A 25,917-nucleotide genomic window follows, 5' to 3' on the forward strand; every position below is an offset into this window, starting at 1 on the left:
CCAATCTACGCGTGCAGCACGGCAAGCAATCGTCGTTCGTATCGGGCGAAATCCTCGGTGGTGATCACGTCGACACCTCGGGGTCGCGGCAACTCGATCGACAACTCCGTCACTACCCGAGAAGGTCGCTGCGACAACACGATCACGCGATCGGAGAGGTAGATCGCTTCGCGGATGTCGTGAGTGATCATGAGTACCGTCCACCGATACTGCTGCCACACCCCCTGGAGCCAATCCTGCATCGACGTGCGGGTGAGAGAATCGAGCGCACCGAACGGTTCGTCGAGCAGCAGAACGTCTCGGCCCTGCACCACCGTCCGCAGCAGCGCGGCGCGCTGACGCATTCCACCCGACAATTCGCGCGGACGCGCGTTCTCGAACCCGGCAAGTCCGAAGACGCCGAACAGTTCTCGAGCCTGCTCCCGCGCCTCTTTCTTGCCCGCGCCCTGAACCTCGAGGCCGAGGCTGGTGTTGTCGAGAATCGACCGCCACGGGAACAGAAGGTCCTTCTGCGGCATGTATCCGCAGCGAGGCGCGTCGACGGTCCCGGAGTCGGGGGAGTCGAGTCCGGCCAGCAGGTTGAAGATCGTGCTCTTTCCGCAGCCGCTCGGCCCGATGATCGAGACGAACTCGCCCGGGTGCACCGTCAGGCTGACGCCGTCGAGCACCGGTGTTCCGGGGTAGGACTTGACGACCTCGTCGAGCGTGACCGTCATGACGCGTCCGCTCGTACCCACGGTGCGACGAGACGCTCCGCGAGGTAGGTGAGGAGAAACAGGGCAACACTGATGACTGCGGTCACCACGACGGCGGCGAGGACGAGGTCGGTGCGGAAGGAATTCTTCTGCTGGCTCATGTAGATGCCCAGACCCGATGTCGCACCGACGTATTCGGAGAACACCGCACCGACGACGGCATAGGTGATCCCGATACGCAGCGAGGTGAAGAAACGCGGCATCGCAGACGGGAGTCGCACGTAGCGAAACACCTGTGTGTTCGACGCCCCCATGCTGCGCAGCAGCCGACCGGCGTCACGGTCGGCAGAGCCGAATCCTTCGATCAGGCCGAGCGCCATGGGAAAGAACGTCACCAGTGCGATCACCAGGAGCTTCGGCAGAATGCCGAAGCCGAACCAGATGATCATCAGCGGCGCGATCGCGATGATCGGCAGCGTTTGGGAGACGACGAACAGAGGAACGAGCGCACGCCGCAGCCACGGCGAAAAGTCCACCAGCACAGCGAGAATCCATGCGACGACGAGGGAGAGCGCGAACCCGAGGAGAGTGACCTTCAGCGTCGACCATGCATGTCCGGCGATCACGTCTCGCTGGGACCAGCCCTGCGACACCACCCGTCCGGGCGACGGCAGGATCTGCGGGCGAACGCCTGCCACGTCGACGTACACCTGCCACACCACGAGCAGTGCCGCGACGACCACCAGTGCCGGCACGAACCGACCCCACCGTTCAGTCCGTTGCGAGGTAGTCATCGGTGAAGTACGTCGACCAATCCGGTTCGGCCGTCAGTGGTGCGCCGCTCTGGTCGGTGAGAACGCCTGCCTTGTAGAGGAAGTCGGAGTAGCCGGTCCACTGTTGCAGGGTTTGGGTGCCGACTCGCCCATCGGCGTCGAGCATGTATTTCTCGGCCAGTACCTTCTGGCTTTCGTGCACCAGATCCTCGTCGGTGAACGCGCCGGGGTTGGCGTCGATCAAATCCTGCGCTGCCTCGTCCGGGTTGTCGGCCGCGAACTGGTAACCCTTCTGCAACGCCTGCACGAACTTTCGCGCTTCGTCGGGATGCTCCGCGAGCCACTGCTCGTTACCGTTGACGACGATGGCGTACGCGTCCGGGAACCCGAAGTCGGTGTACTGGAAGTACTTCATGGGCGTACCCGCGCGCTGAGCCTCGAGGCCTTCCCACGCGTCGTAGGACACAGTGAAGTCGGCCTGGCCGTTGTACACCGCCTCGTAGGCGGAGGTTCCGAGCACGACCGTCTCGAAATCGCCACTGCCACCGTCGTTTGCGATGACCTGTTTCAGTGTCGCGTCCTCACCGGCGTCGCCGAACCCGGCGTACGTCTTGCCGCTGAGGTCTTTAGGGCTCGTGATGTCCGCGCGGTCCGCGCGTACTCCGATACCGGTGGCCCAATGCTGAAGTGGGGCAAGGACGGAGACGGTACGTGCGCCGGCCGCCCGAGCGAAAGTCGCCGAACTCTGGAAGCTGATCCCGAATTCGGCGTTTCCGGAATCGACGAGGGTGTCGGGAGAGGTGTTGTTGTACGGCAACACGTTCACCGTGAGCCCGGCGTCGGCGAAGAAACCCTCCTGTTGAGCGACGAAGAGGCCCGTGTGATTGGTGTTCGGGGTCCAGTCGAGAGCGAAGTCGATGGTGTCCGGGCTCGCCGAGTCCGACGCGGCACACCCGGTGAGCGCCATGGTGACGGCGGCGGCGAGCGCGATGAGTTTCTTCACGACGCGGGCCAAGGCTGTGGGTGCAAGGCGGTGTCCCAGAACAGGAGTTCGTAGCGCATGGCGACGACGAATGCGCCGGCCATCTTCGCCCGCTCGCCTCCCGTTGCGGATTCGGCTGCGGCGTCGACCAATTCGCGTGCTCGACGTGCGGATTCTTGGAACTCTTCGGCGTCGTAGGTGGTGACCCAGCGCGCGTACGGATGGTTCGGGTCGCTCGCCAGAACGTCCTGCGCGGACGCAGCCAGATCGCGGCCCACTTCCGCGTAGATCCAGAAGCACGGCAGGACAGCGGCGGCAGCGACACCGTACGACTCGGTGGCGGCCGCGGCGATCAGGAACGACACGTACCCGAGGCACGACTGCGAATGTGCGCTCGGGCCATCGGGTCGCTCGGGGAGGAGCGAGGTGTGCAACGACTTCTCGACCACCGCAGCCGTCGCGGACGACGTCGCCCAGAACGCCCCGCTCTCGGCGTCGGGAGCGCGGGAGGCAAGGAGTGCCAGTGCTTTCGCGTACCCCTCGAGGTACAGGCCGTCCTGCTCGATGTAGGTGTGGAACGCATCCAGCGGAAGCGTCCCGTCACCGAGGCGCCGGAGAAAGTCCAGTTCGTCGATCTGCTCACGCAGAGCTTTGGTCTGCAGCCACAGATCGTCGGTGAAACGCGTATCAGGTACAGCAGTCACAGCTGTGACATCCCTTCGTCAGAATTACCTGCATCAGGTTCTCGGGTGTCATCTCAGCCTCGCCCTGTCGGCGAAGCACCCCGTGTCAAAGAACACCTTGAAGATAGCATCAAACCGGCCGGCCTCCGGCCTGCACGCAGCCGACCCCGCACCTCAAGGTGCGGGGTCGGTGAAAGCAGCGGCTGTCAGGCCTTCATGTCTTCGAGTTCCATCCCCTTCGTCTCGGGGATGTTGCGCTTGACGAAGAAGAAGGACACTGCGGCGAAGAAGGCGAAACCGCCGTAGACGATGGACAGTCCGACCATCTCCGTCAGCGACGGGAACAGCAGGGAGATAACGAAGTTGGCGATCCAGTTCGCCGCGGTACCGATGCCCAGGGCCATGGCGCGCATCCGATTCGGGAACATTTCCCCGAGCAGCACCCACATGACCGGTCCCCAGGTGGAGGCGAAGAAGACCACGAACAGGTTGGCACCGATCAGCGCGACGACGCCCCACGGACTGGGAAGGCTGACCTCGTCGCCGCTGCCGATCTGCTGCGAGAAGGCCACGGCCGCCATGATCAGACCGACGAACATGCCGATCGACCCGGCCATCAGCAGGTTGCGTCGACCGACACGGTCGACGAAGAGGATGGCCACGAACGTCATGGCAACGTTGATGACCGAGGTGATCACGGACGTCGTGAACGACTGATCCTCGGTGAAGCCGACCGACTTCCACAGCGTCGTCGAGTAGTAGAAGATCGCGTTGATGCCGACGAATTGCTGCAGGACGGCCATGACGATGCCGACCCACACCAGCGGGTGCAACCCGAATTTCGGCCCGCGAATGTCGGCGAAGGACGACTTCTGCTCGGCCCGCAGGGTCAGTCGAATCTCGTGGATGCGCTCGTTCGGATGAAGTTCACCGGTGATGTTCGCGAGAATCTCGGCGGCTTCTTCGTCGAGGTGTTTGCCCACGAGGTAACGAGGCGATTCGGGGATGAGCAGCGAGAGCACGCCGTAGATCACGGCGGGGATGACGCCGACGATGAACATCCACCGCCACGCCTCGACTCCGAACCAGAGGTCGTTCGACGCGCCGCCCGCGGTGTTGGCCAGTACGGCGTCGGACAAGAGTGCGGCGAAGATGCCGATGGTGATGGCAAGTTGCTGAAGGGAGGCGAGGCTGCCTCGCATCCGTGCGGGTGCGATTTCGGCGATGTACGCGGGCGCGATCACGGACGCGATGCCGATACCCAGACCGCCGAGAACGCGCCAGACCATTAGATCGGGCACGCTGAAGGCCAAGCCCGACCCCACCGAGCTGATGATGAACAAGAAGGAACCGAGCAGCATCACCTTCTTACGACCCCACCGGTCGGACAGCGAACCGGCGAACCATGCGCCGGCCGCACAGCCGAGAAGTGCGACGGCCACGGTGAACCCGGTGAAGAATTCACCGAGACCGAAATTGCCCTGAATGGAGTCGACGGCGCCGTTGATGACGGAGCTGTCGAAGCCGAAGAGGAATCCACCGACGGCCGCGGCAATGGTGACACCGATAACCTTTGCCGTGTGGTTGGCTGACGCCTGAGTGGTCATAGTGCGCCTACTTTTTCCAGGTGAGTTGCGGTTACTTTTCGCACCCTACGCCCGCCCTGAGACGCTTTGGTCAGAAGACCCTGAACGCAGTGTTAGACACGGTGAAACCGTGCTCGTCGGAATCGGTACAGGTGACACCGGAGGCCTCGTCCACTGCGCACGTGAAACCGTTGGCCGACAACGGAGCCCCGTACGGAAGCGCTTGGGCGGGCGCGTCCAGATCGGTGTACTTCGGGTCGCCGAGACTGACGAACCGGCCGGGTTCGCCGCCCGCCACCTCGATGGAGTTCGGGAACACCGATGTTCCGGGCGATCCACTGCCGTCCACCTTCGGGGCGTCGGCGGGCAGGTCACCTTGGCACCCCGCCGAGGGCTGCGCTTCACCGCCGATGATCCCGCAGTTGAACTTGCCGCTCGGAGACGTGAAAAAGTAACTGCCCGACACGGATCCGGCGTACGTCGACGGGTCGACGGCCGGGGCGGTGGTGGTCGTGGTGGTAGTGCTCGTGGTGGAGGCGGTGGTCGATGTCGTCGTGGTGCTCGGCGCGCTGGATCCGGTCGTCGTCGACGTCGGCGCGCGAGTCGTGGCTGTGGTCGGCGGGCTTCCGTCTCCGCGGGGATTTCCTTCGACGGTGGTGCCGCCACACCCGCTCAGCACCGCCGCGGCGCACCCGACGACGATTGCCACTCGCCCACACCTGTTGGCCATGATCGAAACCGTAGCCGTTTCCGAATACCTCGTGTGCAGACCACATTGCAGAAGACGGGGCCCGCGCCCGCAGACCTGGTGTGGGAGCGCTACATGAACCCCTTGTTGTGGACGTCGTGGTCGCCACAGATACGAGGGGTCGACGCCAGTGACGACCGCTTGCGAGACGGCACCACCGGCACCGTCCACGGACCGCTCGCGGTCGAAGTGACGTTCGAGGTTCTCGTCGTCGACGAACCGGCGCGGACCTGGCTGTGGCGAGCCTGGGTCGGCCCCGAATCGCTGGGCCTCACTCTCGAGCACGGAGTCCAGGACGCCGTGCGGGGGAGCGGGCAGCGTGGGACCAGGACGTGGTTGACCGTCAGCGGTCTGGCCCCGCTGGTACTGGGCTACTCGCCCGTCGCCTACCTCGCGTTGGGTCGTCTCGTTTCCTGAGTGGTCGGGACGACCTCGGTCGTTTGTACGATGGCGTCGGTGAGAACGGATTCGCTCGTCGTCGACACACCCAGCGGGCAGGTTAGCGGCTACGCGGAGGGTGACATCGTCAGCTGGAAGGGCATCCCTTTCGCAGCACCACCCGTCGGTGATCTCCGTTTTCGTGCCCCGGTGGCCCGCGAGCCCTGGACCGACGTGCTCGACGGCAAGGACTTCGGCGAGATGGCGCCGCAGGGACGCGACGGTCCGGTCCCGATGGATCCGAAGATGGTCATCGGAGAGGACTGCCTGTCGCTCAACGTGTGGGCGCCGCGTCCCGACGGTGTGAGCCGACCGGTCATGGTGTGGATCCACGGCGGCGCGTACGCGCTGGGGTCCTCCGCCCAGAAGATCTACGACGGCCGCAACCTCGCGCACCTCGGGGAGGTCGTCATCGTGACGATCAACTACCGAGTCGGGGCCTTCGGCTGGGTCGATCTGTCGTCCGTCTCCGACACGTTCGACACCAATATCGGCCTGCGAGATCAGATCTTCGCACTGGAGTGGGTGCGGTCGTCCATCGAGGCGTTCGGTGGAGATCCGGCCAATGTGACGGTCTTCGGCGAGTCGTCCGGCGGCGCTTCCATCACGACGCTGATGACGTCTCCGAAAGCGGAGGGGCTCTTCCACAAGGCGATTGCGCAGAGCTCGCCCGCGACGTCCGTTTATGGACCGGACCGGGCGGAAACCGTCGCGCGGCGGTTCATGGAACTGGTCGGACTGTCGAAGGACAGGGCGTCGGAACTACGAACGATGCCGTTCGAGAAAATTGTGGAGGCGAGTGAGAAGCTCGTCTACGAGATACCCGAGAAGGTGCCCGGCACACTGGGTTTGGCCCCGGTGGTCGACGGAGACATCGTCCCGCGCTATCCGGTGGCCGCGTTCCAGAAGGGCTTCTCGCACAAGATTCCGCTCATCATCGGATCGAATCACGACGAGGCGTCGGTGTTCCGGTTGATGCGGTCGCCGTTGATGCCCGTCACGTCCGACACAGTCTCCAAGATGTTCGACGCCATCGCCGTCGATCACCCCGACCTGGCGCCGGCCCGCGTGGCCGAGATCATGGCCGCCTATCCCGACCTGCCGAAAAGCAGCGGCGCGATCGCCTTGTCCCGTGACGCAGGTTTTCGGATGCCCAGCCTGTGGATCGCGGAGGCACACTGCACGCATTCGCAAACGTTCGTCTACCGGTTCGACCACGCAACACCGGTCTTGCGCGCGGCCCGCGTCGGCGCCGGTCACGCCACCGAATTGCCCTACGTCTTCGGCAATTTCGGGACGTTCGACCGCGACCCGACGTTCTGGCTCGGTGGACGCAAAGCGGCGCAGCAGGTATCCCGGCGAATTCAGCGACGCTGGGTGGCGTTCGCGTGGCACGGTGTACCTGCTGCGTTGGACGGCTCGAAACATTGGGCGCCGTACGACGATGTACGACGTCGCACCCTGGTGATCGACGGCAACGATTCGCTCGTCGACGACCCCGACAAGGAATTACGCGAGGTGTGGGGTCAGAGGGTGCTGGGATTCAGCTAGGACTTCTCGTAGGTGAGGCAGTTCGCGGTGTCCGAACCTTCGCCTGCGCCGATGCGGACAGCCGCGGCGTTGCACTCGAGGTCCTTGTTGTTGACGCAGTCGACGCGCTGGCAGGCGCCGACCTGGGTGGACACGGTGTCGAGTCCGCCCTTGGTGGACAGCGGGATGAAGGTGCCGCAATCGGCACTTCCGTTCGATCCGCCGACGTTGATGGCGAAAGCGTGGCATCCGTCGTGGTTGTACGAACAGCTGCTGACCGTACATTCGCTGACGTGGGGCATTTCGAGTGTTGTCATAGCACCGAAGATAGCGCCCGTTTCATGAAAGCAACAGCAAGGTCAGGCTGACCTTCTTTTGCCGAATTCATTTATGCAACAACGAGGTTTCGTAAATAAATCACCGGCGCGCCCGCCAGAAACGTCGTCTGTGAACGGGGGTCACGGGTACCGGGGAGTCGACGTACATCGCGCGTGCGAGGAGGGTTGCGAATTCATCCGCAGTGCGGTAGCGGTCGGCTGGGTCCTTCGAAAGTGCCTTGGCAACAATCGAATCGACAGCTCGCGGTATCGACGGCACGCGCCAGCTCACCGACGGAGGCGATGACGAGAGGTGCGCGGAGACGATGCCGAACACCGTCGAACGCGGGTAGGGCGGCGTGCCGGAAATCAATTCGACGAATGTGCACGCCAACGCGTACACGTCCGCGCGGCCGTCGAGGCGACCTGCCTGCAGTAATTCCGGGGCCGCGTACGGAACCGAGCCGAGAATGCGCCCGTTGCGATTGAGCGGTCGAACGTCGTTGAGCACACGTGCAATTCCGAAGTCCGTCAGCGACGACCGTTCGGCGGACACCAGGATGTTCGTCGGTTTGACGTCGCGGTGCACGATGTCGCATTCGTGGGCGTAATCGAGCGCAGCGGCCACATCGCTCACGATGTCGGCGACCGTGGCGGTAGGCAGGCGACGATCCGGAGCCCGCGACGCCAAGTGCGCCGCAGTGACACCCTCGACGTACTGCATCGAGGTGTACGGGATGCCGTCGTACACGCCATGCCCGTACACGGCAACGATATTGGGGTGGCGCAACTCCGACGCGATGGTGAATTCGCGGTCGAATCGGCTACGCCCGTACTCCGTGTGGGACTCGGTGGCCGTGAGGATCTTGAGCGCCACCTCCGTGCCGCTCTCGTCGACCGCGAGATAGACCTCGCTCGACCCACCGTGGCCGATGAGTCTCTGTACGCGGTGCCCTGCAATGACGTCGCCGTGCTGCAACAATCGGCACCTCCTCCTGCTGCGCAGAACAGTAGGACACACCGGCCGCGGCCGCTGATCGGAAGGGCCGTGATGGCGCTCGACAAGAAGAAGGCAGCAGAAGCAGTACTCGAGGCGAAGGTTCGCCACGGAGTCACCTGGGCGCAACTCGCCGAGGCGATCGACCGGGCGCCGGCCTGGACCGTCGCCGCACTGCTCGGGCAGCACCCGGTGCCGGCCGACCTCGCCGAGAAGGTTGCTGCCATCCTCGAGCTGGACGCCGACACCACGCTGGCGCTCACCGTTCAGCCGTACCGCGGGCCGTGGGACGGCGCCGTTCCCACCGATCCCACGATGTACCGCTTCCACGAGGCGCTCATGGTCTACGGACCGGCCTTGAAAGAACTGATTCACGAAGAATTCGGCGACGGGATCATGAGCGCCATCAACTTCAAGCTGGACGTCTCGCGCCGGCCGGATCCCGATGGCGACCGCGTGGTGGTGACGTTCGACGGGAAGTTCCTGGACTACCGCTGGTAGCGCTGGCAGCTCGGTTCGGTCTCGACTCGGTGACGGGTCGTGAAACGACGTAACGATTGGTCTGTCGGCCCTGATGGACCGGGCATGAGAACAGTATTTCTCGCAGGCATGGCTGTCGTCGCGTTGATCGTGTCGGGTTGTGGCCCAGTGGAGTCCGAACCCGGAACCACCGCGCCATCGTCGTCGTCACCGCCGACCGGAACGACGACTTCGAGCCCTACGCCCCCGCCGACCACTACGGAGGTACCCGTCGGGGGAGGAGGGTCACCGACCTGCGTCGACGATTCCGTCGTGCAGCAGGGCATCGATTCGCTGGAACCGTTCATGGCCAGCGCGTGGCGACTCGACGAGCAGGGCGATCCGTGCGCGACGCTGTCGTGGGCCACGGCGTCCATCGTCGACGCCACGGGGAGCAGCCCGGAAACCGTGTTGTTCTTCCACGACGGGCGTTACCTCGGGACGACCACATCGAGGCCGTACGCATTCACCTCCGTTGCCGAGCAGACCGACGACACCGTGACCGTTCAGTACAAGTGGCTCAATCCTGATGACGCAAACGCGAATCCGACCGGCGGGCCCGCGCTGGTGCGGTATCGGTGGAACGGGTCGTCGGTAGAGATGCTGGACGAGCTTCCCGATGAAGTGCTGAACCCGCCGGACCCGAATCCCGCGCCGACCACGTCGACGGAACCGCCACCTCCCCCGTCTTCCGGTCGCTGTGTGGACGACGACATGCTGAGGGCGATCACGTCGGGGATCGGCGACGGGCAGTGGCAACTCAGTGCCGTCGACAGCAGGTGCGAGACACTTACGTACTTCCTCGTGGAGGCGAACGGGAAGGATTGGCACGGGGCTCAACCGGTCCACGTTCTGTTCTTCCACGACGGAAACTTCCTGGGTACAGCCACTGACACTGCCTACGCATATACGCGTTTCGTCAGTCACGACGACACGTCGGTGACGGTGGCCTATCGGTGGGTTCTGCCCGGCGATGACCCGTACTCGCCGACCGGAGGCCCGGTGCAGGTGCGCTACGAATGGAACGGGTCGTCCGTCGACACGATCGGATCGATTCCCGTCGAGGTGACGGGATGACGAGCAACAGAGTGACGCTCTTCGGGGGCTTGGCCGTCGTCGTGCTGGTCGCGTCGGGGTGCGCCGGCTCGCAAACCGGTACTCCCGCCGCGGCACCGTCGTCGGCGGCGACGACGACAACGGTTGCCACTCCTCCGGCGGCGACCACCGAGGCCCCTGCCGCCGACCCGTCGCCCACCTGCGTCGACGATTCGGTCGTTCAGGATGCAGTGGCGTCGCTCGACCCCTTCAACGGCTTCGGATGGAAGGTCTCGAAACAAGGCGACCCCTGCGCCACGCTGTCCTGGGTCGACGCCCACATCGAAGGGGCGATGGCTGCGAGCCCCGTGACGATCCTGTTCTTTCACGACAACACGTATCTCGGTACGGCAACGTCGGAGTCGTACTCGTTCACGTCCGTGGAGTCGCAGACCGACGACACCGTGACCGTGTCGTACCGGTGGCTGCGCGACGGCGAGGCAACGTCACAACTGTCGGGCGGTCCCGCGTCGATCCGCTATCAGTGGGACGGGTCGTCGGTGCAGATGCTCGACGAGTTACCGCCGGAGGTCACCGACAGAGAGGGTTACGCAGACTCGACTTCGGCTCCGGCACAGCCCGACTCGTGCGTCACGGATTCGACGATTCAGGGTGCGGTGTCCTCGCTGCCGGAACTGTTCGACGGCGGCGGCTGGAACGTCGTCGAGCGGGGAAACCCGTGCGCGACGCTGTCGTGGGCCAAGGCGTTCGTCTACGGCGCGACCGGAAGCAGTCCGGTTGCGGTGCTGTTCTTCAACCAGAACACGTATCTCGGAACGGCGACGTCGAAGTCGTACGGCTTCACGGACGTGGTGGCCGAAAGCGATGACACCGTGACGGCGTCGTACGGGTGGTTATTGCCCGGTGAATCGACCGCGAGTCATTCCGGTGGCCCCGCCCTCGTCCGCTACCACTGGGACGGGTCGTCGGTGCAGATGCTGGACCAGTTGCCGGTGGAGGTGACGGGGTAGTTCGGTTGTCGGCGCCGAAACCTACCTCCGCCTACCGTACTGCGGCTCCGTACGAGCAGCCACCGCCAGTTCCGTTGCCACCCAGTCGATATCCCCGGCCTGCAACGACGAGGTGGTGACGCGCAGATGATGATCGGTGAAGTCGGCCACGCGAAACACCTCACCGGGCGCAGTCTTGATTCCGGCTGCGGCGAGCGAGACCATGGCCGCCGACTGGTCGAGCACGGGCAACCACAGGTTGAAACCGTCGACATGCCCGACGTCGACGCCCCGAGACGACACAGCGTCGATCAACGACGCCGCTCGCGCTCGGTACGTATCGCGGGCGTCGCGGACGCGGGCCGATGCGACGGGATCGTCCAGCATCGCCAGCAACAACCGCTGCAGCAGTCGACTGGTCCAGCCGGGCCCCAGCATCCGTCGTTCGATCACGTCGTCGACGATGGCTGCTGCGCCCCCGAGCACCGACAGCCGTAGATCGGCGCCGTGCGATTTGGAGTAGGACCGCACGTGCGCCACCTTGCCCGGAATCCACGAACCCAGCGACAGATCGGCAGCCCCGGCAACGTCACCGGAGTGATCGTCCTCGATGACGACGACGTCCGAATGCTCGAGAATGCGTGCCAATCGAGACACCCGCGACTCGGTCAGCGACACTCCGGTCGGATTGTGTGCGCGGGTCTGCAGCATCACGGCAGCGGGTGAGTGCACGCGCAGTGCGACAGCCAGCAGATCGGCCCGCATACCTTCGCTGTCCACCGGCACCGGAACTGGTTTGGCTCCCACGCGAGCGAGCAGATCGAGGAACGGCGGAAAGCAGGGATCTTCGACGACGACGCGATCGCCCATGTGCACATGGGCGCGCAGGAGGCGGTCGACGGCGTCGAGCGCACCGTCCATGACTGCGATCCGTTCGGGGACGAACGGCCACGTCGCTCTCATGGCGGCGTCGAGTTCGGGTAGGACGGCATCGCCGAGGTAGTTGGCGGCGAGATCGGTTCCGGCGACCGTCTTCAACGCGGTCGACAGGTCGGGCAGCAGCGCGGGGTCGGGCGTCCCGCGCGATAGATCGACGGTGAAACCGTTCTCCGTCGGCGGATGCAGGCGCCAGTATCTGGTCCCGTTTCGTGCGCCCGGTTCGGTGACGAACGTTCCGGCGCGTCCGCGGGAGACGATGACCCCCAGCCCGGCGAGTGCCTGCCATGCCTGGTTGACCGTGGCCGGCGACACCTTGAGCTCGCGGGCGAGTTCCCGGACGGTAGGGAGTCGCTCACCGGGTTGCACTGCGCCGGAACGGATTCTGCGGCTGACAGCTGCGGCGATACCGGCCGCGGTACGGTCGTCGAGCTGTCCGACGAAGTCGCCGAGAACCGAGACGAGTCCTTCTTCGGCGGTCGGCATGGTCACATTGTCAGCAGACGACCTCGGCAAAACGATCGCCCGGACAATGAATTTACCGATCGGAAACTGTTACCACCCAGTTGTTACACAAACCATTGCGTTCAGGGTGCAGGATCACACAGACGAAGGACTTACCTGTCCACGGAAGGTGATTGCTGACATGACGATCGTGCGTGCCGCGCTGGTTCAGACGAACTGGACCGGTGACAAGGAATCGATGATCAAGGCCCACGAGGACTACGCCCGGCAAGCCGCCGAGCAGGGTGCCAAGGTGATCTGCTTCCAGGAACTGTTCTACGGCCCCTACTTCTGCCAGCAACAGGACGCGAAGTTCTACGACTACGCCGAATCCGTTCCCGGTCCGACGGTCGAGAGGTTCCAGGCGTTGGCCAAGGAACTCGGCATGGTGATGGTGTTGCCCGTGTACGAGCAGGAGCAGCCCGGCGTCCTGTACAACACCGCCGCCGTGATCGACGCAGACGGTACGTATCTCGGCAAGTACCGCAAGCACCACATTCCCCACGTCAACGGCTTCTGGGAGAAGTTCTACTTCCGTCCCGGCAACCTGGGCTGGCCCGTGTTCGACACCGCGGTCGGCAAGGTGGGTGTCTACATCTGTTACGACCGGCATTTCCCGGAAGGGTGGCGCGCTCTGGGCCTCGCCGGCGCGGAAATCGTCTTCAATCCGTCCGCCACCTCGCGCGGTCTGTCGAACTACCTCTGGAAGCTCGAGCAGCCGGCGTCGGCGGTTGCGAACGAGTACTACATCGGTGCCATCAACCGCGTCGGCATCGAGGAATTCGGCGACGACGACTTCTATGGCACCAGCTATTTCGTCGATCCCGAGGGAAAGTTCGTCGGCGACGTCGCGTCCGACACGGCACCCGAACTGGTCGTCCGTGACCTCGATCTGTCACTGATCAAGACCGTTCGTGATCGCTGGGCCTTCTACCGAGACCGCAGACCGGACGCCTACGGACCGTTGGTCGCGCCGTGACCACGACGTTCGTCCACGGCGGTACCGTGGTCTCGCCCACCGGATCGCAGCCGCTCGACGTCCTGATCGACGACGAGACCATTGTCGCTGTGCTGCAACCGGGTTCGACCACTCTCGGCGTCGACCTCGCTGCCACGTCCGACGTGGTGATCGACGCGACGGGCAAGTACGTGATCCCCGGAGGGGTCGACGGTCACACCCACATGGAGATGCCCTTCGGCGGCACCTTCGCATCCGACACCTTCGAAACCGGTACCCGCGCCGCGGCATGGGGCGGTACCACCACGATCGTCGACTTCGCCATTCAGACACCCGGCCAACGAGTTCAGGACACGCTGGCGCAGTGGCACGAGAAGGCCGCTGGCCAGTGCGCGATCGACTACGGCTTCCACCAGATCATCGGAGACGTCACCGACGATTCGCTGAAAGCCATGAGCGAGTTGGTATCCGAGGGCGTCACCAGTTTCAAGCTGTTCATGGCCTATCCGGGTGTGTTCTACTCCGACGACGGCAAGATCCTGCGCGCCATGCAATCTGCTGCCGAAACCGGTGCGTTGCTGATGATGCACGCCGAGAACGGCATCGCCATCGACGTTCTGGTCGCGCAGTCGGTCGCCCGCGGTGACACTGCTCCCTACTTCCACGGCACCTCGCGGCCGTGGCAGATGGAGGAGGAGGCGACGCACCGGGCAATCATGCTGGCGAACGTGACCGGTGCGCCGTTGTACGTGGTGCACGTGTCGGCGAAGCAAGCACTCGAGCAGATCGCGCAGGCACGGGGACGCGGCCAGAACGTCTTTGCCGAAACCTGTCCGCAGTACCTGTACCTCTCGCTCGAAGAGCAGCTCGGCGCACCGGGATTCGAGGGCGCCAAATGGGTGTGCTCGACTCCCTTGCGCTCTCGCGAGGAAGGTCATCAGGACGAACTGTGGCGCTACCTGCGCACCGGGGACGTCACGACCGTCAGCACCGACCACTGCCCGTTCTGCATGAAGGATCAGAAGGAGATGGGGATCGGTGACTTCTCCAAGATTCCCAACGGCATCGGATCCGTCGAGCACAGAATGGATTTGATGTTTCAAGGCGTCAAGAACGGCCTGATCTCGTTGGAGAAGTGGGTCGAGGTGTGCTGCACGACGCCCGCACGGATGTTCGGAATGTACCCGCGCAAGGGCATCGTCGCGCCGGGCGCCGACGCGGACATCGTGATCTACGACCCGAACGGACACACCAGCATCGGTGTCAACAAGACCCACCACATGAACATGGACTACTCCGCGTACGAAGGGTTCGAGATCGACGGCCACGTCGACACCGTTCTCTCGCGTGGCAGCATCGTCGTCGACAAGGAGCAGTACGTGGGCCGGGCCGGGCACGGGTCGTTCGTCAAGCGCGAACTCTCGCAGAATCTGATCTGATCGATGGACATCGGAGTGGTGCTGCAATGCACCCCACCCAGTTCGCGCGTCGTGGAGCTCGCGAGAATTGCGGAGACGCATGGTTTTTCGCACGTGTGGACCTTCGACTCGCACCTGCTGTGGCAGGAGCCGTACGTCATTTACAGTCAAATCCTGGCGTCGACGCGCAAGGTCGTCGTCGGCCCCATGGTGACCAACCCGTCGACGCGAGACGTCACCGTCACCGCGTCGACGTTCGCGACCCTCAACGAGATGTACGGCAATCGCACGGTGTGCGGCATCGGCCGCGGCGACTCGGCGGTCCGCACGCTCGGCGGAAAGCCCACCACCATTGCGCGGCTGAAGGATTCGATCGAAATCATTCGTGAGCTCGGCAACGGACGCAGCGCGCAGATCGGGGAGACCACCGTTCGTTTCCCGTGGGCCGCGAAGTCCGAGCTCGAGGTGTGGGTAGCGGGATACGGTCCCCGCGCGCTGGAACTGACCGGTCAGGTGGCCGATGGCTTCATCCTGCAACTGGCCGATCCCGACATCACCGCGTGGACCATCGCGACGGTGCGCGCCGGGGCGGAGGCGGCGGGCCGCGACCCGGACGAGATCACCATCTGCGTCGCGGCACCGGCGTACATCACCGACGGGTCGGCGGAGGCGCTCGACCACGCCCGCGACCAGTGTCGGTGGTTCGGCGGGATGGTGGGCAACCACGTCGCTGACATCGTCACCAAATACGGTGCAGACGCTCAGGTTCCGAAGGCGTTGACCGATTACATCGCCGGCCGCGAAGGGTACGACTACAACCAGCACGGGCGCGCCGGCAACACTCACGCGGATTTCGTTCCCGACGAGATCATCGACCGCTTCTGCCTGCTCGGATCTCCTGCCGAGCACGTGCAACGATTGAAGGAACTCGAGAAGCTGGGCGTCGACCAGTTTGCTGTCTACCTGCAACATGACAACAAGACCGCCACACTCGACGCGTACGGCGAATCCGTTTTGCCCGAGCTGATCACGCCAGTGACGGCTACGCAGTGACACTGCGGGAAGGCCGGAGGCCGGTCGGGACACTGCGGGAAGGCCGGAGGCCGGTCGGATGACAACGGTCTTGGATGCGGCATCTGTGGTGGAGCCGAGTGCGCCGGCCCCGACGACCGATCGGTACAGGCGCCCGATCATGGCCGTCATTGCCATCGCGTTGATCCTGGTCGTGTGGGAACTGGTCAAGGTTCTGGTCCCTGCCAACGGTGTGTCGATCGGCAGCACCCGCGTGCTCCCGCGAACCGATGACGGTGCCCTCCCGCATGTCTGGTCGGTGATCTCCGTTCTGGGTCAGCCCGAGGTCAGTGTGGCCGGATCTCGAAGCGTGGGTGCAGCATTGCTGTCGACCGGACTGTTCAGCTTCGGGTTGGCGATCCTCGGCTTCGTGCTCGGTGGCGTCGTGGGACTGCTGTTGGCGGTGGTGATGCAACGGTTCGGCTTGGTCGAGCGGGCAGTCCTGCCGTACGTCGTTCTGTCGCAGACGGTTCCGCTGATCGCGTTGGCGCCGTTGATCGTCGGATGGGGTGGCAAGATCGCGATCGGTGGTCAGCCGTGGCAGCCGTGGATGAGCATCGCCGTCATCGCGTCGTACCTCGCGTTCTTCCCGGTGGCCATCGGAATGCTGCGCGGGTTGCGGGCACCGTCCACGGCATCGGTCGAGCTCATGCATTGCTACTCGGCAGGGTGGTGGCCGACGCTTCTGAAGGTGCGGCTCCCGGCCTCGGTTCCGCACCTCGTCCCGGCGCTCCGACTCGCCGCGGCATCGTCGGTGATCGGCGCCATCGTGGCCGAAATATCCACCGGCACAGCGGGAGGTATCGGGCGTCAGATCATCGTTTTCTCTCAGCAGGCCACCGGAGACTCGTCCCGCCTCTACGCCGCGGTGCTTGCGGCGGCGCTGCTCGGAGTGGTGGTCACCGCACTCGTCGGACTTCTCGAACGTCTCCTCGGCCGGTACGCCGGCCGCCGTACGACAGGACAACAATGACGAATGCCATCGAAATATCCGGTGTCGGGAAGGTGTTCCAGCGCGCAGGGGTCACAGCGCTCGAAGACGTCTCCTTGACCGTGGGGGCAGGGGAATTCGTCTCACTGATCGGACCGTCCGGGTGCGGTAAGTCCACGCTGCTGCGCATCATCGCGGACCTCGACCAGGCGTCGACGGGAACGGTTGCCGTACTGGGCAAGACGCCCCGACAGGCCCGTCTGGATCAGGACTACGGCATCGCGTTCCAGCAGGCCGGACTTCTGGACTGGCGCACGGTTCGCGCCAATGTCGAGCTGCCGCTGGAGCTGCACAAGATGCCGACGAAGGAGCGACGCGCACGCAGTGCCGAGCTGCTCGAGATGGTCGGCTTGACGGATTTCGCGACGCGCTACCCGACCGAACTGTCGGGCGGAATGCAGCAGCGCGTGGCCATCGCTCGTGCGCTGGCGCGGACGCCGTCGCTGCTGCTGATGGACGAACCGTTCGGCGCGCTCGACGAAATGACCCGCGAGCGAATGCAATCCGAGCTGCTCCGAATTGCGGGTGAGACCGGCGCCGCTGTGGTGTTCGTGACGCACTCGATCCCCGAAGCGGTGTTCCTCTCCGATCGGGTGGTCGTGATGTCGCCTCGCCCCGGCCGGATCACGACGGTCGTGCCGATCACCGGCGTGCGCGGCGCCGAGGGTGACGTACGAGAAAGCTCTTCGTTCTTCGCCTCGATCACAGCAGTGCGCGAGGCGTTGCACGGTCGCACGAGCGCCGGCGTCAGTGGAGTCGACGTTCGATGAGAACGATTGCCCCGCCGATCGTGTTCGGTGTCGTCGTGCTCGTGCTGTGGCAGGTGCTGACCGCCGTGGCCGGGATCCCGTCGTTCCTGCTACCGGCCCCGAGCGCCATCGCGCAGCAGTTCGGCAACAACATCAGCGGGATCGTGCAAGCATCGACGGCCACCGGTAAGAACGCGTTGATCGGGCTTCTCGCCGGTGCCGTCCTCGGGGTGCTCGCCGCCATCCTCGCGACCCGCACCCGCATCGTCGACGAGTTGCTCTCACCCGTCGCCGCTGCGGCAGCGGCCATTCCGATCGTGGCGCTCGCTCCGCTGTTCAACTCGATGTACTCCTCCACGACCGACCTTCCCCGCCGCTTGGTGGTCACCGTCGTGGTGTTCTTCCCGGTGTTCGTCAGCGCATCCAAGGGTTTGCGGCAGTCACCGCAGGTCCACCTCGATCTCATGACGTCCTACGCTGCGAGCAACTGGGCAACCACGCGCGCGGTCCGCATTCCGGCTGCACTTCCGTTCCTGTTCACAGGGTTGCGTGTGGCAGCGCCCGGTGCGGTGATCGCTGCCATCATCGCCGAGTACTTCGGGGGACTGCAGAACGGCCTCGGCTCCCGCATCACCTCCGCCGCATCCAATACCGCTTATCCGAGAGCGTGGTCCTACGTTGTCGGGGCCATGATCGTCGGCCTGCTGTTCTTCGTCGTCGTCCTGCTCGTCGAGCAGGCGTCGAAGAGGCCTCGACCTTCCCTACTGTCCGCACACTGATCAGGAGATTCGATGACAACTCGTTGGAAGCGTTTGGGCATGGCTGCGGCCAGTGTCGCCCTGATTGCCACTACTCTGACCGCCTGCAGCACAACCGAATCCGGGTCGACGACGTCGTCCGCGAGTGCCGACGGACTGACACCGGTCAAGCTGCAACTGCAGTGGTTCAAGCAGGGTCAGTTCGCGGGCTATCTGGCCGCCGTCGACCAGGGCTTCTATCGTGACCAGGGTCTGGACGTCCAAATCGTCGACGGTGGCACCGACATCGTGCCGCAGACGGTCCTGGCTCAGGGACAGGCCGACTACGCCATCGCGTGGGTGCCGAAGGCGCTCGCGTCACGCGAAGCCGGTGCAGGCATCACCGACGTCGCACAGGTGTTCCAGAAGTCGGGATCGCGGCAGGTGTCGTTCAAGAACGCGAACATCAACTCACCGGCCGACTTCCGCGGCAAGACCGTCGGAAACTGGGGATACGGGAACGAGTTCGAGCTGTTCGCCGGCATGACGAAGGCCGGGCTGAACCCGGCGTCGGACGTCACGCTCGTGCAGCAGCAGTTCGACATGAACGGGCTGCTGTCGGGCGATATCGCAGCGGCACAGGCGACCTCGTACAACGAATACGCGCAGCTGCTCGAGACGACGAACCCGGCGACCGGCCAGCTGTACACACCGGACGACTTCACCACCATCGACTGGAACTCCGACGGCGTCTCCATGCTGCAGGACGCCATCTGGGCCAACACCGAGAAGCTGAACGATCAGGCGTACAAGGACCAGACAGTCAAATTCATCGCCGCGTCGCTGAAGGGGTGGGCATTCTGCCGGGACAACGTCGAGAAATGCCGTGACATCACCGTCGCGGCCGGATCGACCCTCGGGGCGAGTCACCAGCTGTGGCAGGTCAACGAAGTCAACAAGCTGATCTGGCCTTCGCCGGAGGGTATCGGCATGATCGACGAAAGCAAGTGGAACCAGACCGTCGAGATCGCCAAGAGTGCACGCAACGCGGAAGGTTCGACGGTTCTGACACAGGATCCCGACGCCGAGGCCTACACCAACGAATACGTCACGCAAGCCCTCGACATGCTGAAGACTGACGGAGTCGACGTGACCGGTGAGTCGTACACGCCGCAGGAAGTCACGCTGGAGGAAGGTGGCAAGTGAGCGAACACGTTTTCTACTCCTGGTCGGCCCAGGCCGAACTGAACCCCATTACCGTTGCAGGAGCCTTGGGCTCGTGGTTCTGGGACGACACGGGGAAGCGCTATCTCGACTTCTCCTCGCAGTTGGTGAACGTCAACATCGGGCACCAGCACCCGGACATCATCGCGGCCATCGTCGAACAGGCGCAGATCCTGACGACGATCTCCCCGACCGTCGCCAACGACAAGCGGAGCGAACTCGCGACGATGATCGCCGAACGAGCACCGGGTGATCTGAATCGGGTGTTCTTCACGACCGGTGGCGCCGAAGCCGTCGAGCACGCGGTCAGGTTGGCGCGTCAACACACCGGCCGCACCAAGATGCTTGCGGCGTACCGCTCGTACCACGGCGGCACGGGTGTGGCGATCGGGCTGACGGGTGAACCGAGACGGTGGGGGACCGAACCCACGAACGTCGACGTCGTCCGTTTCTTCGGCCCGTACCCGTACCGGTCACCCTGGGAGACAACGTCTCCCGAGGAAGAGACGGCCGCCGCGCTGAAGCATCTCGAGATGGTGATCCAGCTCGAAGGCGCGCAGAACATCGCCGGGTTGATCCTGGAATCCGTGATCGGCACCAACGGTGTTCTGATTCCTCCGCCGGGGTATCTCGCCGGTGTGCGGGAGTTGTGCACGAGGTACGGCATCGTCTACATCGCGGACGAGGTCATGGTCGGATTCGGCCGCATCGGTGAGTGGTTCGCATGCCAGGCGTGGGACGTCGAGCCCGACCTGATCACGTTCGCCAAGGGCGTCAACTCCGGATACGTTCCGCTCGGCGGCGTGGTCATCTCGGAAAAGATTGCGCAGCAGTTCGATCACACGCCGTACCCCGGGGGCTTGACCTACTCGGGTCACGTACTGGGATGCGCGGCCGGTGTCGCCTCGATCAACGTCTTCGAGCGAGACGGCATTCTGAAGCACGTGCGATCCGTCGGCGAAGACGTTCTGGGAGCCGGTCTTTCGAAGCTGGGAGAGTCGCATCCCAGCGTCGGTGAAGTCCGCGGCAAGGGATTCTTCTGGGCCGTCGAACTGGTCAAGGATCCGCAGACGCGCGAGCCGCTGACCCCGTTCGCTGCGACCGGTGCGGACAACGCGGCCATGGCGGAGGTGACCAAGGCGGCGAAGAGTCGCGGCCTGTGGCCCTTCGTCGCCGGCAACCGGCTGCAGATCGCGCCTCCGCTCACCACGAGCGAGGACGAGATCAGGCAGGGTCTCGAGATCCTCGACGAGGTCCTCGACGTCGCCGACTCCTTGATGCGCTGACGCACTCGGGTGTGAAAAAGAGTCCCCTGGCACTCTTTTTCACACCCGGGTAGCGAAGCTGCCTACAGAACGGCACCCGGGTTCAGGATCCCCGCCGGATCGAGCGCGTGCTTGATCCGGCGGGTCAGGTCCATCACGTCCGGACCGACCTGATCGGGCAGCCATGCCTTCTTGAGTCGGCCCACGCCGTGTTCGCCGGTGATGGTGCCGCCCAGCGAGATTGCCAGCGTCATGATGTCGCCGAAAGCCTGATGCGCGCGTCGTTCCATGTCCGGGTCCTCGGGATCGAACACGATCAGCGGATGCGTGTTGCCGTCGCCGGCGTGCGCGATCACCGCGACCACCACGTCTTGCGCCTTCGAGATCTCGGCGATGCCCTCGACCAGATCGGCCAACGTGGGCAACGGGACTCCGACATCTTCGAGGAGCAGGCTGCCCGTCCGCTCGACCGCGGGGATGGCGAAGCGTCGGGCGGCGGCGAACGCCTCTCCTTCGTCCGGGTCGTCGGTGACGAAGACGTCGTCTGCTCCGCTGTCTCGACACGCCGCCGCGATGATCTCGATCTCCTCTGTGCGGTGGGCTCCGGGGGAGTCGGAACGAGCGATCAACATGGCTTCGGCGTTCCGGTCGAGGCCCATCTTCATCGCGTCCTCGACGGCATGGATCGACGCCTTGTCCATGAATTCCAGCATCGCCGGGCGCATGGTGCGGGTGATGGCAAGAATCGCGTCGGTGGCGCCGCGGAGAGACGCGAACGAGGCGACGACGGTGCTCGCCGGTGGTTGCGCAGGGATCAGCCGCAGCGTGATCTCGGTGATGATGCCCAGCACGCCCTCGCTTCCGACGAACAGTTTGGTGAGGGACAGCCCCGCCGAGTCCTTGAGGCGCGCTCCGCCGAGGTGCATGGCGGTTCCGTCGGCCAGGACGACTTGCAGGCCGAGGATGTAGTCCGTCGTCACGCCGTACTTCACGCAGCACAGACCGCCCGCGTTGGTTGCCGCGTTGCCGCCGATCGAGCACATCTCGAACGACGACGGGTCCGGCGGGTACCAGAGGCCGTGCTCCGCGGCGGCCGCTTTGACTTCGACATTGAGTAGTCCGGGCTGAACGACGGCAGTGCGGGTCACGGGATCGACGGTGATCTCGCGCATCAGCTCCGTCGACAGGACGAGTCCTCCGTCGACCGCGGTGGCGCCGCCGGACAGGCCCGACCCGGCACCGCGCGGCACAACGGGAACCGAATGTTCTGTAGCCCAACGCATCACCGCTTGAATATCCTCGGTGCTGCGCGCTCGCACGACGGCGAGCGGCGTACCGGCGTCGGGATCGCGAGCCCAGTCCTGGCGGTACCCCGCCATGATGTCCGGATCGGTGACGACGTCGGACGAGACGAGCGTGTCGACGAGTGAATCGAGTGCGCTGATGCTGATGGTCACGCCTACGACGTTACTCGCGCGTATGACCTGAGCCACACAATTGCGGCTTTCACATACGTCACATCAGTCACTCTGTTATCAGATCGTATCGGTATAGCGACTCGGAAATGCAGGTCGCAGGGCTAGCGTCCCAAGGACGGTCGCTAGGAGGCACCCATGGCACGATCCAACAAATCGCAGAAGTCCGACTGCGTGGCAGCGTTGTTCTCGTACGAGTTCGCCAACACGCGGGTTCACTACGACACCATCGAAGCCATTCATCGCGGCGATGTGGGCACCTGGGTCGAGGCGCTCACCTCGTCGGGGTTGTTTTCGCCGTCGGAGGCGCAAGAGTTCGGGTTGCACTGGTCCGAACAGCCGAAGGACCTGCTGGACCTCCTGCTCCGAGACGCGGACGAGATGACGGTGCGGCGATGCCGCACCACGTGGTCCGCGCTGGACAGGTTGTCGCCGCTGGTCGTGCCCGTCGCCTACAGCGGCTAGTACACCTGTTCGCTGACGCCGTCCACGATCAGTACCTGCTCGTCGGTGAGCGTGACGAAATCCGCGCTCGACGCCCGGAGGGCCCCGACCATCCGGGCCCCCGCGTCGTCGGTGTCCAGCAATTCCGATTGCCAGTGTGGGACAACAGCTCTCGAGATCAGACCCAGCCCGTCCCATTGCGGTTCCGCCCCTGTCGTCGGTTTCACCTCGTCCGGCGGGTCGGCCGACTCGATGCCCGTCAGCGTGGGGCCCAGAATGCAGGCGCCGGCGCTGTAGCCGCCGTAGACCAGAGAATCGTCGACAAGCATTCGACGCAGCACGGTGTCCCCACCGCTGCGTGCGAGCTGCGCTCGCAACACGAAGGTGTTCCCCCCGCGAACCCAGACGGCAGGGAACGAGGCCAGTGTCGTCGCGAGTTCGGCGGTCCTGCCGACGAATTCGCGCAAGTCGAGCTCGACGGGGTCGAACCCGGCCGAGCGCAACGGGCCCAGTTCGCTGGTGACACTCGACGCCCTGGCCGCAGCCGGCCACGAGTCGCACGCGTTGGCGATCACCGCGATGCGGCCAGGCCGGCCCACCATCTCGAGAAAACGGTCTCGGTGGCCGCCGAACCGGTAGGACGCCAAAAACAATCGCACGCCGGAAACGCTACCTACTGTGGGGGCATGACGACGCAGAAGATCATCGATTCTCCTCGAACCCTGGTCGCCGACGCTGCTCGCGCCGCGGCATCCATCGCTGCCGATCTCACGTGGGTGCCGAACCCCGGGTACTTCACGCGGCGCGAACCACTGGCGACAGGGCGCGTGGCGCTGCTCTCCGGCGGTGGGTCGGGACACGAGCCGTTGCACGCCGGATTCGTCGGAGCCGGCTTGTTGGCCGGCGCGGTGCCGGGCCTTGTCTTCACTTCACCGAACGCCCTGCAGATTCGGGCGGCCACCGCGGCGGTGCACGCCGGTGGGGGTGTACTCCACATCGTCAAGAACTACACGGGCGACGTGGTCAATTTCTCGATCGCCGCCGATTTCGCGGCCGACGACGGTATCGACGTCGAGACCGTGATCGTGGCCGACGATGTCGCGACCGAGTCCGAGGACGGGCCGGGTCGACGCGGAACTGCCGCTACCATTGCCGTCGAAAAGATTTGTGGCGCAGCGGCTGAGCGTGGAGATTCGCTGTCCGACGTCGCAGCCCTGGGCCGACGAGTCGCCGACAATGCTCGCAGTATGGCCGTCGCGTTCCGAGCGTGTACGGTTCCCGGCGCCGACCGTCCGTCGTTCGATCTGCCCGACGGTGAGATCGAACTGGGTGTCGGCATTCACGGTGAGCGGGGCACCGACCGTGTGGCCGCGTTGCCGGCGAAGGAACTTGCTGCCGCGCTGATGGATCCGATCCTGAAGTCGTTGAGTCTCGCCGATGGAGGTGAGGTGATCGTGATCGTCAACGGGCTCGGCGCGACCCACCCGCTCGAATTGAACGTCCTGTTCGGCAACGCCGCGGACTACTTGAAGGGCAGGGGGATACGGGTACGCAGGGTTCTCGTCGGGACCTTCGTGACCGCCTTCGACATGGCCGGCGCATCGATCACGCTGATCAGCTCCACCGACGACATGCTGGAACTGTGGGACGCCCCGACATCGGCGCCGGGATGGCCGCACGCGCCCAGCAAAGAGTTCTCAGGGCTGCAGGACGTCGCCGATGACGTTGCCGCACTGAACTACACGGACGAGACCGATGCCAACCCTTCGGTGACGTCGTGGGCAACGCGATTCGTCGAGAAGGTCCTCGGCAGCGTCGACGAATTGACCGACCTCGACCGGTCGGCCGGCGACGGCGACTTCGGTACCAACATGCGGGCTGCTCTGGACGGCGTGACGATCGGAGCGGACGACTCACCGTCGGCCGTGTTCCGGCGCATCGCCGACGGTTATCTCGGCAGCGCGGGCGGGACGTCGGGAGCGTTGTTCGGCGTGTGGTTCCACCAATTCGACGTCGCTCTCGGCTCGTCCGGAGTCACCACCGATGCCCTCGCCGACGCCGCGCGCGACGGCATGGCGGCGATCGTCGATCTCGGCGGCGCTGCCGTCGGTGACAAGACGATGGTCGACGCCATCGCTCCGGCCGTCAGTGCGCTCGAATCGGCTCGTGCACAACCGCTTGCCGAGGCGCTGCGATCGGCCGCGGGTGCTGCGCGTTCCGGCGCCGACTCCACGTCCGACTTGCTGGGCCGTCGCGGACGGGCGAGCTACGTCGGCGATGCTGCTCGCGGCGTCGTGGATCCCGGGGCGCTGGTGGTCGCGTGGCTGTTCGAGGAGGCGGCCGAGGCGTTCGGCGAGTCCTAGACGGTCACCTCGGCTCGGCAGATGACGTAATCGAGCAGGCGTTCCAGGACCGAATGCTCGGGAAAGTCGGATGCAAGTTCGAGCATGTGGTCGGCCAGGTCTGATGCGGCGAGTGGGTTGTATCCACCGGCGTCGAGGCTTGCCCGCAATGCTTCGACGTAGTCGTCTCGTGTCATGTCCAGATCGGAGACTCGTGCCGTCGTGGTCGCCTTGCGCGAGTTCGCGCCGGAAAACGAACGGCCACAGCCGCATCCGCCGAACGGATTGTTCGCATCTCGCTCGCATACGGGGAAACCAACCCACACCAGCTCGCCCTCCACGCACCAGTCGAAGTCGGTTTCGCGTGCACCCTGTGTCCACCCTGTCGCTACCAGAACCCTCATGATCCCCCCAAGTTTGGTCGTGCAGTTGAAGTGGAAGTAGTAGCACCGGGCACCGACACAATTACGACAGTCCGCGCTGCCAACAT

26 protein-coding genes, 1 pseudogene and 1 riboswitch are annotated in these 25,917 nt (G+C 64.7%); of the genes and pseudogenes, 15 read left to right on the forward strand and 12 right to left on the reverse strand.

Annotation, left to right across the window (positions count from 1 at the left end; translation table 11 throughout):
• Positions 1-5: 5 nt before the first annotated feature.
• The 6 genes and pseudogenes from IEW02_RS06500 to IEW02_RS25085 all read right to left on the reverse strand — a co-directional run bounded on the left by IEW02_RS06500 (position 6) and on the right by IEW02_RS25085 (position 5,449).
• Positions 6-716, reverse strand: a complete 711-nt coding sequence (locus IEW02_RS06500; RefSeq protein ID WP_188543810.1) for an ABC transporter ATP-binding protein — start codon at positions 714-716, stop codon at positions 6-8.
• Positions 713-1,489, reverse strand: a complete 777-nt coding sequence (locus IEW02_RS06505; protein ID WP_188543811.1) for an ABC transporter permease — start codon at positions 1,487-1,489, stop codon at positions 713-715. Before IEW02_RS06505 ends, IEW02_RS06500 begins: the two co-directional genes overlap by 4 nt.
• Positions 1,467-2,435 (reverse strand): ABC transporter substrate-binding protein, encoded by a 969-nt coding sequence (locus IEW02_RS06510; protein ID WP_188544068.1) that lies wholly within the window; start codon positions 2,433-2,435, stop codon positions 1,467-1,469. Before IEW02_RS06510 ends, IEW02_RS06505 begins: the two co-directional genes overlap by 23 nt.
• 32 nt (positions 2,436-2,467) lie before the next feature.
• Positions 2,468-3,154 carry a TenA family protein gene (locus tag IEW02_RS06515; protein WP_188543812.1) on the reverse strand — a complete coding sequence of 229 codons (687 nt, stop codon included), beginning with the start codon at positions 3,152-3,154 and terminating at the stop codon, positions 2,468-2,470.
• Positions 3,148-3,247: riboswitch (TPP riboswitch) on the reverse strand. Its footprint overlaps the gene before it by 7 nt.
• A 92-nt stretch (positions 3,248-3,339) precedes the next feature.
• A pseudogene (locus tag IEW02_RS06520) lies at positions 3,340-4,743 on the reverse strand (sugar porter family MFS transporter); the annotation flags it as partial.
• Between the two features lie 67 nt (positions 4,744-4,810).
• Positions 4,811-5,449, reverse strand: coding sequence for a hypothetical protein (locus IEW02_RS25085; protein WP_229745806.1), 639 nt, complete (start codon positions 5,447-5,449; stop codon positions 4,811-4,813).
• Between the two features lie 33 nt (positions 5,450-5,482).
• Here IEW02_RS25085 and IEW02_RS06530 point away from each other — a divergent pair, with 33 nt between their 5' ends.
• Together IEW02_RS06530 and IEW02_RS06535 are read left to right on the forward strand one after the other, a co-directional pair.
• The gene (locus IEW02_RS06530; RefSeq protein ID WP_188543814.1) at positions 5,483-5,884 is read left to right on the forward strand and encodes an SRPBCC family protein; all 402 of its coding nucleotides are present in this window, start codon (positions 5,483-5,485) and stop codon (positions 5,882-5,884) included.
• A 30-nt stretch (positions 5,885-5,914) separates the two neighbouring features.
• Positions 5,915-7,456 (forward strand): carboxylesterase/lipase family protein, encoded by a 1,542-nt coding sequence (locus tag IEW02_RS06535; RefSeq protein WP_188543815.1) that lies wholly within the window; start codon positions 5,915-5,917, stop codon positions 7,454-7,456.
• Here IEW02_RS06535 and IEW02_RS06540 read toward each other — a convergent pair.
• Positions 7,453-7,752, reverse strand: coding sequence for a DUF1540 domain-containing protein (locus tag IEW02_RS06540; protein WP_188543816.1), 300 nt, complete (start codon positions 7,750-7,752; stop codon positions 7,453-7,455). The two genes, IEW02_RS06535 and IEW02_RS06540, sit on opposite strands and share 4 nt — an antisense overlap.
• Positions 7,753-7,852: 100 nt before the next feature.
• Positions 7,853-8,734, reverse strand: coding sequence for a serine/threonine-protein kinase (locus tag IEW02_RS06545; protein ID WP_188543817.1), 882 nt, complete (start codon positions 8,732-8,734; stop codon positions 7,853-7,855).
• Positions 8,735-8,803: 69 nt separating this feature from the next.
• Here IEW02_RS06545 and cynS point away from each other — a divergent pair, with 69 nt between their 5' ends.
• The 3 genes from cynS (at position 8,804) to IEW02_RS06560 (ending at position 11,334) form a co-directional block, all read left to right on the forward strand.
• Entirely contained in the window at positions 8,804-9,250 is a 447-nt protein-coding gene (gene cynS, locus IEW02_RS06550) for a cyanase (protein ID WP_188543818.1), read from the forward strand.
• 84 nt (positions 9,251-9,334) lie between these two features.
• Positions 9,335-10,345, forward strand: a complete 1,011-nt coding sequence (locus IEW02_RS06555) for an LppP/LprE family lipoprotein (RefSeq protein WP_188543819.1) — start codon at positions 9,335-9,337, stop codon at positions 10,343-10,345.
• Positions 10,342-11,334: an LppP/LprE family lipoprotein gene (locus IEW02_RS06560; RefSeq protein WP_188543820.1), complete on the forward strand. Its 993-nt coding sequence runs from the start codon at positions 10,342-10,344 to the stop codon at positions 11,332-11,334. Before IEW02_RS06555 ends, IEW02_RS06560 begins: the two co-directional genes overlap by 4 nt.
• Before the next feature lie 21 nt (positions 11,335-11,355).
• On the opposite strand, the gene IEW02_RS06565 is transcribed toward IEW02_RS06560, so the two are convergent.
• Positions 11,356-12,735, reverse strand: coding sequence for an aminotransferase class I/II-fold pyridoxal phosphate-dependent enzyme (locus IEW02_RS06565; protein ID WP_188543821.1), 1,380 nt, complete (start codon positions 12,733-12,735; stop codon positions 11,356-11,358).
• A 160-nt stretch (positions 12,736-12,895) separates the two neighbouring features.
• Between IEW02_RS06565 and IEW02_RS06570 the strand changes: the two genes are divergently transcribed.
• The 8 genes from IEW02_RS06570 to IEW02_RS06605 all read left to right on the forward strand — a co-directional run bounded on the left by IEW02_RS06570 (position 12,896) and on the right by IEW02_RS06605 (position 21,187).
• Positions 12,896-13,732 carry a nitrilase-related carbon-nitrogen hydrolase gene (locus tag IEW02_RS06570; protein WP_188543822.1) on the forward strand — a complete coding sequence of 279 codons (837 nt, stop codon included), beginning with the start codon at positions 12,896-12,898 and terminating at the stop codon, positions 13,730-13,732.
• Positions 13,729-15,150, forward strand: coding sequence for a dihydropyrimidinase (hydA, locus tag IEW02_RS06575; protein WP_188543823.1), 1,422 nt, complete (start codon positions 13,729-13,731; stop codon positions 15,148-15,150). The genes IEW02_RS06570 and hydA overlap by 4 nt, the downstream gene beginning before the upstream one ends.
• Before the next feature lie 3 nt (positions 15,151-15,153).
• Positions 15,154-16,182 (forward strand): TIGR03842 family LLM class F420-dependent oxidoreductase, encoded by a 1,029-nt coding sequence (locus IEW02_RS06580; RefSeq protein ID WP_188543824.1) that lies wholly within the window; start codon positions 15,154-15,156, stop codon positions 16,180-16,182.
• 139 nt (positions 16,183-16,321) lie between these two features.
• The gene (locus IEW02_RS06585) at positions 16,322-17,173 is read left to right on the forward strand and encodes an ABC transporter permease (RefSeq protein ID WP_229745807.1); all 852 of its coding nucleotides are present in this window, start codon (positions 16,322-16,324) and stop codon (positions 17,171-17,173) included.
• Positions 17,170-17,961 (forward strand): ABC transporter ATP-binding protein, encoded by a 792-nt coding sequence (locus tag IEW02_RS06590; protein WP_188543826.1) that lies wholly within the window; start codon positions 17,170-17,172, stop codon positions 17,959-17,961. Before IEW02_RS06585 ends, IEW02_RS06590 begins: the two co-directional genes overlap by 4 nt.
• Positions 17,958-18,719, forward strand: coding sequence for an ABC transporter permease (locus tag IEW02_RS06595; protein WP_188543827.1), 762 nt, complete (start codon positions 17,958-17,960; stop codon positions 18,717-18,719). The genes IEW02_RS06590 and IEW02_RS06595 overlap by 4 nt, the downstream gene beginning before the upstream one ends.
• Before the next feature lie 12 nt (positions 18,720-18,731).
• Positions 18,732-19,883: an ABC transporter substrate-binding protein gene (locus IEW02_RS06600; protein ID WP_229745808.1), complete on the forward strand. Its 1,152-nt coding sequence runs from the start codon at positions 18,732-18,734 to the stop codon at positions 19,881-19,883.
• On the forward strand, positions 19,880-21,187 hold the full coding sequence (locus IEW02_RS06605) for an aspartate aminotransferase family protein (protein ID WP_188543828.1): 1,308 nt from the start codon (positions 19,880-19,882) through the stop codon (positions 21,185-21,187). The genes IEW02_RS06600 and IEW02_RS06605 overlap by 4 nt, the downstream gene beginning before the upstream one ends.
• 62 nt (positions 21,188-21,249) lie before the next feature.
• Here IEW02_RS06605 and IEW02_RS06610 read toward each other — a convergent pair whose 3' ends face one another.
• Positions 21,250-22,623: an FAD-binding oxidoreductase gene (locus tag IEW02_RS06610; protein ID WP_229745809.1), complete on the reverse strand. Its 1,374-nt coding sequence runs from the start codon at positions 22,621-22,623 to the stop codon at positions 21,250-21,252.
• Positions 22,624-22,779: 156 nt separating this feature from the next.
• On the opposite strand from IEW02_RS06610, the gene IEW02_RS06615 reads away from it, so the two are divergent.
• Positions 22,780-23,106, forward strand: a complete 327-nt coding sequence (locus IEW02_RS06615) for a hypothetical protein (protein WP_188543829.1) — start codon at positions 22,780-22,782, stop codon at positions 23,104-23,106.
• On the opposite strand, the gene IEW02_RS06620 is transcribed toward IEW02_RS06615, so the two are convergent.
• A complete protein-coding gene (locus tag IEW02_RS06620; protein ID WP_188543830.1) occupies positions 23,103-23,744 on the reverse strand; it encodes a Type 1 glutamine amidotransferase-like domain-containing protein in 642 nt (213 codons plus the stop codon). The genes IEW02_RS06615 and IEW02_RS06620 overlap by 4 nt on opposite strands.
• Before the next feature lie 27 nt (positions 23,745-23,771).
• On the opposite strand from IEW02_RS06620, the gene IEW02_RS06625 reads away from it, so the two are divergent.
• A complete protein-coding gene (locus IEW02_RS06625) occupies positions 23,772-25,448 on the forward strand; it encodes a dihydroxyacetone kinase family protein (protein WP_188543831.1) in 1,677 nt (558 codons plus the stop codon).
• Here IEW02_RS06625 and IEW02_RS06630 read toward each other — a convergent pair.
• On the reverse strand, positions 25,445-25,831 hold the full coding sequence (locus IEW02_RS06630) for a DUF7715 family protein (protein WP_229745810.1): 387 nt from the start codon (positions 25,829-25,831) through the stop codon (positions 25,445-25,447). The genes IEW02_RS06625 and IEW02_RS06630 overlap by 4 nt on opposite strands.
• Positions 25,832-25,917 lie beyond the last annotated feature (86 nt).

Origin of the sequence: Rhodococcoides trifolii (assembly GCF_014635345.1) — a bacterium.
Taxonomy (GTDB): domain Bacteria; phylum Actinomycetota; class Actinomycetes; order Mycobacteriales; family Mycobacteriaceae; genus Rhodococcoides; species Rhodococcoides trifolii.